Annotated in this window: 10 protein-coding genes; 3 read left to right on the top strand and 7 right to left on the bottom strand. The window is 58.0% G+C overall.

Annotated elements, in window-relative coordinates:
- Positions 1-407: beta-ketoacyl synthase N-terminal-like domain-containing protein (locus B3V69_RS07330; protein ID WP_296445187.1), on the bottom strand; the 407-nt coding region annotated here is incomplete at its 3' end.
- Positions 408-533: 126 nt separating this feature from the next.
- Here B3V69_RS07330 and B3V69_RS07335 point away from each other — a divergent pair.
- Positions 534-1,697, top strand: a complete 1,164-nt coding sequence (locus B3V69_RS07335) for an acyl-CoA dehydrogenase family protein (protein ID WP_296445189.1) — start codon at positions 534-536, stop codon at positions 1,695-1,697.
- A 294-nt stretch (positions 1,698-1,991) separates the two neighbouring features.
- Here B3V69_RS07335 and B3V69_RS07340 read toward each other — a convergent pair whose 3' ends face one another.
- The 5 genes from B3V69_RS07340 to B3V69_RS07360 all read right to left on the bottom strand — a co-directional run bounded on the left by B3V69_RS07340 (position 1,992) and on the right by B3V69_RS07360 (position 7,662).
- Positions 1,992-3,176: a lipid-transfer protein gene (locus B3V69_RS07340; RefSeq protein WP_296445191.1), complete on the bottom strand. Its 1,185-nt coding sequence runs from the start codon at positions 3,174-3,176 to the stop codon at positions 1,992-1,994.
- Positions 3,173-4,732, bottom strand: a complete 1,560-nt coding sequence (locus B3V69_RS07345; protein WP_296445193.1) for an AMP-binding protein — start codon at positions 4,730-4,732, stop codon at positions 3,173-3,175. Before B3V69_RS07345 ends, B3V69_RS07340 begins: the two co-directional genes overlap by 4 nt.
- A gap of 12 nt (positions 4,733-4,744) precedes the next feature.
- Complete coding sequence (locus B3V69_RS07350) at positions 4,745-5,872, bottom strand: DUF5938 domain-containing protein (RefSeq protein ID WP_296445195.1); 1,128 nt, start codon at positions 5,870-5,872, stop codon at positions 4,745-4,747.
- Between the two features lie 137 nt (positions 5,873-6,009).
- The gene (locus B3V69_RS07355; RefSeq protein ID WP_296445197.1) at positions 6,010-6,783 is read right to left on the bottom strand and encodes a glucose 1-dehydrogenase; all 774 of its coding nucleotides are present in this window, start codon (positions 6,781-6,783) and stop codon (positions 6,010-6,012) included.
- Between the two features lie 75 nt (positions 6,784-6,858).
- The gene (locus tag B3V69_RS07360; RefSeq protein ID WP_296445198.1) at positions 6,859-7,662 is read right to left on the bottom strand and encodes an SDR family NAD(P)-dependent oxidoreductase; all 804 of its coding nucleotides are present in this window, start codon (positions 7,660-7,662) and stop codon (positions 6,859-6,861) included.
- 186 nt (positions 7,663-7,848) lie between these two features.
- Here B3V69_RS07360 and B3V69_RS07365 point away from each other — a divergent pair, with 186 nt between their 5' ends.
- Together B3V69_RS07365 and B3V69_RS07370 are read left to right on the top strand one after the other, a co-directional pair.
- On the top strand, positions 7,849-8,496 hold the full coding sequence (locus B3V69_RS07365; protein WP_296445200.1) for a TetR/AcrR family transcriptional regulator: 648 nt from the start codon (positions 7,849-7,851) through the stop codon (positions 8,494-8,496).
- A gap of 196 nt (positions 8,497-8,692) precedes the next feature.
- On the top strand, positions 8,693-9,271 hold the full coding sequence (locus B3V69_RS07370) for an MOSC domain-containing protein (protein WP_296445202.1): 579 nt from the start codon (positions 8,693-8,695) through the stop codon (positions 9,269-9,271).
- Between the two features lie 115 nt (positions 9,272-9,386).
- Here the strand turns inward: B3V69_RS07370 and B3V69_RS07375 are convergent, their stop codons facing one another.
- Complete coding sequence (locus tag B3V69_RS07375) at positions 9,387-10,418, bottom strand: tellurite resistance/C4-dicarboxylate transporter family protein (protein ID WP_296445204.1); 1,032 nt, start codon at positions 10,416-10,418, stop codon at positions 9,387-9,389.
- Between the last annotated feature and the right edge of the window lie 147 nt (positions 10,419-10,565).

The following is a 10,565-nucleotide window of genomic DNA, read 5'->3' on the forward strand; positions in this document are numbered from 1 at the left end:
TCCATGGCCCAGGCACCGCCATCCGAGCCAATCGGCACGCGGCTCATGCTCTCCACGCCGCCGGCGACCACCAGGTCTTCCCAGCCGGAGCGTACCTTTTGCGCCGCCATGTTGACAGCTTCCAGCCCCGAGGCGCAAAAACGGTTGATCTGCACTCCCGAGCAGGTGAAGTCCCAACCGGCCTTGAGCGCCGCCACTTTGGCAATGACCGAGCCCTGTTCGCCCACCGGCGACACCACGCCCATGACCACGTCGTCTACCTTGGCGGTGTCGAAGTCGTTGCGGCGCTGCAACTCGGTCAGTACGCCGGCCAGCAGATTGATCGGTTTGACCTCGTAGAGGCTGCCGTCCTTTTTACCCTTGCCGCGCGGGGTGCGAATGGCGTCATACACAAATGCTTCAGTCATGGGAGCTCCAAGTGAAAATCGGGTTCAAAAAATTATGCGCTGCGAAATGTCGGAATGCAGTATATTGCTTTTCGCAAAGCGATTGCTTTGTATAAATACTCTAATTTTTGTGAAGCAGGTGACGTCATGATCCAGAGAACTCTTTTTACGCCCGACCACGAAGCCTTTCGCGACAGTTTTCGCCGTTTCATGGAGAAGGAAATTGCCCCTTTTCATGCCGACTGGGAAGAGCAGGGCTATGTGGACCGCGCTGTGTGGCACAAAGCGGGCGAAAACGGTTTCCTGTGCATGACCATGCCCGAGGAATACGGCGGCGCCGGGGCCGACAAACTTTATTCGGTCGCTCAGATTGAGGAACTCAGCCGCTGCGGCTTTTCCGGCATCGGTTATTCATTGCACAGCGAGATCGTGGCGCCCTACATCCTGCACTACGGCACTGAAGAACAAAAGAAGAAGTACCTGCCCCAACTGGCCAGCGGCGCGATGATTGGCGCCATTGCCATGAGCGAGCCGGCGGCCGGCTCGGACCTGCAGGGCATCAAGGCCACCGCCATCCAGCAGCCCGACGGCAGCTACCTGCTCAACGGCAGCAAGACTTTCATCACCAACGGCTGGCATGCGGACCTGGTGATCGTTGTGGCCAAGACCAACCCGGCAGCAGGCGCCAAGGGCACCAGCCTGCTGCTGGTGGAGCGCGGCATGCCCGGTTTTTCTGTCGGCAAACGGCTGAAAAAATTGGGCCTCAAGGCGCAGGACACGTCCGAGCTGTTTTTTGACAATGTGCGTATCCCGGCGGCCAACTTGTTGGGCGGACCGGCGCACGAAAACCGCGGCTTCATCTGCCTGATGGAACAGCTGCCTTGGGAGCGCATGCAAATCGCCATTGGAGCCGTCGCCGCCTCGCAGGCTGCGATCGATTGGACGGTGGACTATGTCAAAGAGCGCAAGGTGTTTGGTCAGCCCGTGGCCGCGTTCCAGAACACGCGCTTTACGCTGGCCGAGCTGCAAACCGAGGTGCAGGTGGCGCGCGTGTTTGTCGATAAGTGCGCCGAGCTGCTGCTGGCCAACACACTCGACACGGCAACCGCCAGCATGGCCAAGTACTGGTGCAGCGATTTGCAGTGCAAGGTGATGGATGAGTGTGTGCAGCTGTTTGGCGGCTATGGCTATATTTGGGAATACCCCATCACCCGCGCCTACGCCGACGCTCGCGTGCAGCGCATTTACGGCGGCACCAACGAGATCATGAAAGAGGTGATTACACGGGCGATGGGGCTGGGTGGGAAGTAGCGGTAACGCTATTGTCGGCAGGTGTTGCGTGCAGTTGAAGTCTCAAAAACATGATTAAATATTTCGACGGACTGCAGCTGTGCGGTGCGGATTCAACCGGCGGATGCAACACACGAATCAACAAATTCACCATTTCAATTCTGCGTCTTAGCTGGGGAAAATGCTGTAAGCCATAGCTTTTGAGAGCCGGGTGAAGTCCAGAACCAGAAATCGCTTTCTTTGCTACCTATTTCACTCAGCGCTCCTGCCTGTCGGCAACTTGACTTGAAATACTTCTGATATCAGATCGCTATCTCAAACCGCTTGATACAGCGTGACCACACAGGCGCCACCCAGTCCCAGATTGTGCTGCAAACCGATTCGAGCCCCAGGCACTTGGCGCTGTTCTGCGGAGCCACGCAGCTGGTGCGTCAACTCATAGCACTGTGCCAGTCCGGTAGCTCCTAGAGGATGACCTTTGGATAGTAGTCCACCCGACGGGTTGGTTACCACTTTTCCGCCGTAGGTGTTATCACCGCTGTCTATAAACTTCTGAGCGCCGCCTGGCGGGCACAGTCCTAAGGCTTCGTAACTGATCAGTTCATTTTGGGCGAAACAATCATGCAACTCCACTACGTCCAGGTCTTCAGGGGCAATGCCCGCCTGTTCATACACCTGGCGTGCTGCAGAACGGGTCATTTCATAGCCCACCAAGTTCATCATGTCGTGACTTTGCAGCGTGTCCTGCCGATCTGTGGTCATGGCCTGGGCGGCAATGACAACGTCGGTCCTCATGCCGTGTGCTCGGGCATAGTCTTCTGACACCAACACGGCCGCCGCAGCACCACAGGTAGGTGGGCACGCCATCAACCGGGTCAACACACCAGGCCACAACATGGGGGCGTTCATGACATCGTCAACGGATAGTTCTTTGCGCAGGAGCGCAAGCGGGTTGCGCGCCGCATGACGGCTGGCCTTTGCCCGTACCTTGGCGAAGCTTTCAAGCGGCGTACCGTATTTGGTCATATGACTTAAGCCCGCACCACCGAAATAGCGCAACGCGAGCGGCAGATCAGGCATGCCAACCAGCGCTGCCGCTTCGCGGTCAAAGTCTTCAAACGGACTGGGTCGGTCAGGAAACACCGCACCCAACGCCCCCGGGTTCATCTGCTCGAAGCCCAGGGCCAACACACAGGCTGCCGCACCGCTGCTGATGGCCTGGCGAGCGAGAAATAAAGCGGTCGAACCCGTAGAACAGTTGTTGTTGACGTTGAAGATCGGGATGCCTGTCATGCCCAACGGGTAAATGGCTTTCTGCCCGGCGGTGGAGTCGCCATAGACGTACCCCGCATAGGCCTGCTGGATGGCGTAATACGGTGCCCCGGCATCCTTCAACGCCTGTTGCGCCGCTTTGGCGGCCATCAGCGGATAAGGCTCGTTGGCTCCCGGCTTGACAAAGGGAATCATGCCGACGCCGGCGACAAAGACTTTTTGCGTCATGACTGTTCTTTCTCCTGCTCTGCTTGGGTTGCCAGCATCGAGGCGCGAATTTCCTTCTTCAACACTTTGCCCACTTTTGAGCGCGGCAGGTCGGACCAAATTTCCACCTGTTTGGGTGACTTCACACTGCCAATGCGGGCTTTGACAAAAGCTTTGATCTCCTCGGCCTGAGCGCTAGCACCCGCATGCAACTGGAGCACCGCAACGACCCGCTCGCCCCATTTCTCGTCGGGCAGGCCAATCACGGCGCTGTCCTGCACGTCTGGATGCTGCATCAGAGCCTGCTCGACCTCAGCCGAATACACGTTGAAACCGCCACTGATGATCATGTCCTTGGCACGGTCCACGATGTAGAGAAAACCATCCGCATCGATATAGCCAATATCACCTGTGTGGTGCCAGCCAAAACGCGATGCTTCTTGTGTTGCGGCTGGATCTTTGTAGTACCCCAGCATCACAAGAGTACCTCGTACGACGATCTCGCCGTTTTCGCCGGTCGGCAGCAGGTTCCCCTGCTTGTCCATGACCCCCACCCGAACCAATTGGCCTGGTCGACCCGCTGATGTGAGGCGGTGACGTGCCACTGAACCGTCGGCATTGAAATGATCACGCGGCGCCATCATAGAAATCATCATTGGCGCTTCGGTCTGACCGAAAAGCTGTGCCATGACCGGGCCAATTTTCTGCAAAGCCTCTTCCAGTCGCGCAGCGGCAATCGGCGCGGCGCCGTACCAAAAGCATTGCAGCGACGACAGGTCCGTCGTCGGCAATTGCTCGTGTTGAAGCAGCATGTAGATCAGGGTGGGCGGCAGAAACGTGTGCGTGACGCGGTGCAGTGGTATCAGGCGCAGGAACTCGGTCAGATCAGGCTTGGCCATGATGACGACACGCCCACCCAGAGCCATCACCGGCAGACACAACACGCCGGCGGCGTGCGTGAGCGGTGCCAACGCCAAATAGACAGGTCGACCGTTGAAGGGGTAGCCCATCAAGGTCAGTGCCGACATGCTTTCCAGGTTTTGGCCCGACAGCATCACGCCTTTCGGACTGCCCGTGGTGCCGCCAGTCCCCGCGATCATCGCCACATCGTCCGCAGTGGGCACATCCAGCGGCGCATCGCTGATACCCTCCAGACACTGGCTCAACGAAGGTGCAAACGAGGACGCCTGATCGATACACACCAGAGCCGTCAATTTGGGCAGTCCAGATCGGATTTGCTCGACCAGTGGCGCATAGGCGCTGTGAAACAACAGACACTGGCAGTCAAACGCGTCGAGCACAAAACGGTTTTCTGCGGCTTCGTTGCGCGGATTAACGGGGCACCAGACTGCGGCGGCACGCGAGATGCCAAACACGCAGGCAAATGCCACTGGGTCGTTACCCGACAGCACCGCTACTTTGCTGCCGGGTGTCACGCCCAAGCCTTGCAACACGCGTGCCACTTGATTGCTCAGGCTTTGCACCTGCGCATATGACAAGTCTTTGGCGTCCATGGTCAGGCAGGGTGCATCTGCACCCTGCATGGCCCCTTTGTCGAGGTAATCGATAAGGCGCATGTTGCCCTCTGGTTAGTTGTGAATCGTCAATACCGGCGCCTGCACGAGGCCGAAGCTGCGCAATGCGCCCAACAACTCGTGATGACCGAACGCCTGGCAACCTGATGCGAAGCCCACACGCTTGGGCGCCTGCTGCAGCAGATACGCTGCGGCAAAGGCCTGCATCAAACCGGTTTGCTTGTAATTGCAGTTTCCAAAAATGACGCAATGTGCGCGTCCTAACGGACCTGAGGCATGGACCGAATCCACCGATTTGTTGATCCGTGGGTTTTCTCGCGGAGGCATGGTGTTCATTACACCGGCTGCCGTTTGTGCCAAAGCGGCATAGCGGTCTTCGTCGTTCATGCCTTCGGTCGCCTTCATGGCAGCAGCGACGATCTGCGGAACCGCCTGCATCAAAGCCTTGTTGAACACGCCACCCAGTACCTTGACGTTCGCAACGCGCGGGTCTTTCTTGAACCACACCGGGTGCGATGTGCCGCCCCATGGCAGTGCCAGTGCCGCCTCGTGCTGGCCTGGAATCGACAGGCTATAGAGACCGGCATCGGGTTGCCACTCAACATACTTGTTTTGTTCCAGGTAGTAGGCCTTGGCCATCGCTGCGTTGACCAGAATCGTCTGCGTTGAGGCAATCGTCGGGCTACCGCCCCAGAACACGGCAATGTCCAAAGTGTCCAGTCCGGGTGTTTCAAGACACAGCTGCGCAGCGATCTCACCCGTGGTGTACATCTGCGCCAGGCCGGGGGACAACAACAGGCCTGCGGCAGCGAATTTCGCCCCGTACTTTTCATCCAGCGTGATCAGCCAGTCTTGCTCACCTGTCGTATCGCTGTAGTGGCATTTCGTGGCCAAGCAAGCTTCGATGACCTCAATACCGAACTTGGCGAACGGGCCCACGGTGTTCAGCACGACCGACGCACCCGCGAATAGCGTGGTTAACGCTTCCACGCTGTGAACCACTTCGGCAACCGTATAGTCCGCGGTTTCAATGCCGGGGATTTTGTCCATGGCCGCCTGCACCCTAGCAGCATCGCGCCCGGCTGCGATGAACGGCACATTCATTTCCCGCAGATATTCACACACCAGGCGTCCGGTATATCCCGACGCGCCATACACAACTACCGATTTCTTATCACTCATAATTGTCTCCAAATGATTTATTGAAAGAAGGCGGGCAATTCACCCACCCCAGCCTTCGTCAACAGCTCGCCCTGCGCCTGTGCAGCGCGAGGCGTTCGGTCAACTGAGGCATTTGTTTGCAGTAAAGCCCCATCGGGTTAGCAGGCGGTGTAACCACCATCAATTACCAAATCTGACCCGGTCATGTAACTTGACTCATCAGATGCCAGGAACAGAATTGCATGCGCGATTTCAGCCGGTGTGGCAAATCGGCCTTGCGGTACCCGCTTGATTAATGTCTCCGCCCATGCTTTGGCAGCATCCGGTGGCAATTGCGCCACTGCATTGGCTACCATTTGTGTCTCTACAAAACCTGGGCAAACATTGTTGATGCGGATGGAGTAGCCTTTACGGGCGCAATGCGTGGCCGCTGACTTGGTGAGAAGTCGCACACCACCTTTGCTGGCGTTATAGGCAACGACCAATGGCTCCCCGATAATCCCTTCAATGGAGGCGATGTTGATAATGGATCCACCATTGACCCGCATTCGTGCGATAGCGGTTTGAGTGCCCATAAATACGCCATCAAGATTGATCGACAAGGTTTTGCGCCAATCAGCCAGGCTACAGCTTTCAATGTCGCCAATAAAGCCGACCCCGGCATTGTTGACCAATACGTCCAGACGTCCCCAGCGGGTAATGGCGCCATCCAATATCGACCCCCACGTCTCTGCTTGCGTCACATCCTGTACTTCAAATGCAACATCAAAGCCCAGACCCGCGAGGCGCGCACGTTGCACCTCGCCTTCTTTGGCATCTATATCGGTGATGAGCACCTTGGCGCCTTCTTGGCAAAGACGTTCAACACCCGCAAGACCCAGGCCTCTTGCGCCGCCGGTCACCACGGCGACCTTGTTTTGGACTCTATTCATGACTTCAATCCTTTGGAAAGTTGGGCCGCCACCTGTAAGCTCAGTGTGGCGACCAAGTTTTGGAGATACTGTGCGTTACATGCCCATGCCGCCGTCAACCGGCAAGCCCGCACCGGTGATGAAACGTGATGCGTCGGAGCACATGAAGACCACTGCGTCCGCCATGTCACCCACTTCGCCCAGGCGCCCCAGTGGGGTCTGCGCGATGACATCGCCCACGGCGGCTTCCACACTGGGAGCCAAGCCTGCTGACACGATGTCGTTGGCCAATTGCATGCCCATCGTGGTAGGGACCAAACCAGGGTAAATGCAGTTCACCCGCACGCCGTAACCCAGCTTGCCCGACTCCATGGCCGCTACGCGGGTTATTCGGTCTACCGCTGATTTGGTGGCTGAGTAACCGGCGATGGCCGGAAATGCGATGGTTGCCGCAACGGAGGCGATATTGACAACCACCCCACCTTTGCCGGCACCCCCACCTGGGCGCATGGCGCGAAAGGCGTGCTTGATGCCCAATGCCGTACCCACAACGTTGACATCGCACATGCGGCGCAGGTCCGCTGCTTGCACATCGACCATCAGCGATGTGATTTCGATGCCAGCGTTGTTTACCAGAATATCGAAGCCGCCCAGTTCCCGCACGGTGGCTTCACTGGCCTTCGCCCAGCCGTCATCCTGCGTCACGTCGAGTTGAACGAAACCCGCCGTGGCGCCCAAGGCTGTCAACCTGGCCACCGTTGCGCGACCTTCGTCGGCCAGTACGTCGGCCACCATGACCGATGCCCCAGCCTTGGCTAAAGCCTCGGCAATCGCCGCGCCAATGCCACGCGCTGCACCGGTTACCAAGGCCTTGCGACCTGTCAAATCAAACTGCGTCATTTAAATCTCCTCGGGTTGTGTTTTTGATGAAACCGGGGCGATCCTAAAATTCAACTTTACAACTGTCAAGATTTTATTGGTCAAGTGTCAAGATTAATGATGTTTCCAAGGGTAAACACCGACTAGAAGTCGCCGGGCGTGCTATGCTTTATCGAGTTTTAATAGCGGTACAAACACAGCTTCACGATGGCATCGATCAAAGAAAAACAGGTGGACAGGGTCCCACGGACACGCGTGGACAAGTTCGCCGAACGCCGCGCCGAGTTGGGAGAAGCGGCGCTGCAAACCTTGGCAACATTGGGCTATGCCCGCACCAGCCTGCGCGAGATCGCTCAGAATTCAGAGTTCTCACACGGTGTTTTGCACTACTACTTCAACGACAAAATTGACCTGATCGTGTGCAGCGTGCGCCAGTACAAGGCGCGCTGTGTCACTCGTTACGACCACGTCACCGCGACCGCGACAACTGTGGATGAATTGACGACCGGTTTTCTGGCTGCCTTGGGTGACACCTTGCGCGATGAAGCCCATATGCACCGCCTCTGGTACGACCTGCGGTCACAGGCCTTGTTCGAAGAGGCTTTTCGTGCCGATGTCGCGGAAATTGACAAGAGCCTGGAGAACATGATTTGGCGCATCATGAGTCGACTGGCCGAACTGGCAGATGAGCCATTGAGACTACCTGCCTCGGCACTGTATGCACTGTTTGATGGCTTGTTTCAGCAGTGTCTTCTCAAACACCTGTCGGGAGATCAGGGTGCAATTGAGAGCATGCAGGTCGATGGGCGGAAGGCAATTTTGGAGCTCATTGGGAGGCCTGTTTTTGCAGTCTAAGCAGATGATCGTGCCGGAAATCCAGTCAGTTCACGCCCACGAATTACACGGGACTTGCGTTGCAAGCATTAGTGAGGAAGCCAAGACTCCCGTCGCCCCGTATTGGGTTTGACGCCATCCTTGGCCACCCAGTGGCGCCGAGACTCCAACGCCTGCGGCCTGCCCACGTGATTGATAATGCCAGTTTTTGCGCTAAATGCCCACAGTTCTATCCATCCAGACCGCGCAAGCGCGGCGCGTCCAGATCAACGAACGCGCCATCCTGACTGCCATTCACAAGCTACCTGTCTCTGGCGCGGTGTCGGTCATGCCCATGGGCTTGGCCGGCGACGAACAAGCCGATTTGTCGGTGCATGGCGGCCTGGACAAAGCGGTGTATGCCTATCCGTTTGAACACTACCCGTTCTGGCAAGTGGCCCGCGCCCAGGCTGGCGTGAGCGGCATTGATGAGTCCCTGCCATTTGGCGCGGTGGGTGAAAACCTGACGCTGCGAGGCGTGCTGGAGACCGACGTGTGGGTCGGTGATGTGCTCAAGTTCGCGAGCTGTGAGCTGCGGGTAACCCAGCCACGCGAGCCCTGCTACAAGTTCAACGCGGTCATGGGCTACAACGGCGCCGCCAAGGCCATGGCGCAAAACGGCTGCTGCGGCTTTTACCTGGCGGTGGACCAGCCGGGGCGTCTGAGCGCGGGTGAATCGTTTGAATTGATCCCCGGCCCGCGACGCCTGCGCATCACCGAGATGTTCAATGCCAAGATGTTCAAGCACATGCGTTGATGCTTGCGACATGCTATTCAATTAATAGCTGACTAGGCCCTATGTACGGGGGCTAGAGCCCGATTTAGTTCATGAAAATTGAGGAACGGCGCCGTCGGCGCGGGCCCGTCAACCCCTAGGATCGAAATGCTCTGACGCGGCGCAGCAGGTCGAGCACCAAGCCGACGAATGTCGCGGTCCAGGTGGCAAGCCCGATGTACAGAAAGATCGGTGGCAGGAACGCGAGAAAATCAAATCCCATCGCTACGATCATTTCCTCGGTGCTGGCTGCATACATGCCAAGGGGGAATACCGCGCCCCAGTAAAGCGGATCGTATTTCATGGGGAAGCGCCGGTACACGTGGCGCCACAGGGCGAGAATCACCAGCATGGGTATCCACCAGGTGCCCGTCGCCCAGTAAAAGACCGTAAAACCCTTGATGAAGGGCAGCAGCGAAAGTAGAAACGGCGCGTCGGGCGCGTTGATGATGAGCAGCGACCCGGCCAAGGTCGAAATCGCCATGGCACCCATGTTGATCCAGTACGGTGGCGTCAGATCCCCGGGAGAAAGCGGGAAGAATGTGTAGCGGTAAAAGATGAGTGACATCATCCAGATGTACAGCATGCCGCCCCACAGCCACATCGAGAGCGCGAGGAAGTTCATCTCCAGCTTGCCAGGCTGATCGATGTGGGCCGCGAGCAGGGCGCTGAGGACCGCGATCGATTGGGTGGACACGACGGCGAGCAGCCAGGCCCCATTGATCCCCCGATCGAGAGTCGGTTTGCGCTCCTTGATGGTGAAGCCCGCAAATATTGCATAGGTGAGAGCGATCCAGAGCGTGATCGCCACGACCCACAGCACGGTGCCTGCGCGATAGTCAGCAGCCAGCACCACGAACTGGCTCCCCAGGACGCTCGTCGCGGCCACGGTGGTGAAGAACCCCGGGCCGCGCAGATGATCGACCATGTCGCCGAAGAAGCGGCGCGAGTGGCGAACCATGCGCAGCACGGTCAGAACCCACAGCGCGGCATAGACAACGATATTGAGTTGAAACAACGCTTGCGCAATGCCAGGCATGGCCAGCACGTGAGCGGCGAGCGAGACGATGCCCGTTGCCATGACCATGCCGAAATACGCCGGCGACAGGTCGGCCAGTTCAGCGAGCATGCGCCCGCCCTGTGGCTCAGGCCGAGCCGATGTATCGCGTTCGTCGGGTGTGGTTTTCATCATGCGGGGGTCGGCATCAACGAAGAGCCAGTCAGGTGTCACCTAGCGCTGACCGGCGCAACGCGTCGGTGTCGAGCACGTGCGCCG

This window comes from Rhodoferax sp. UBA5149, assembly GCF_002413825.1.
Lineage (GTDB): Bacteria > Pseudomonadota > Gammaproteobacteria > Burkholderiales > Burkholderiaceae_C > Rhodoferax.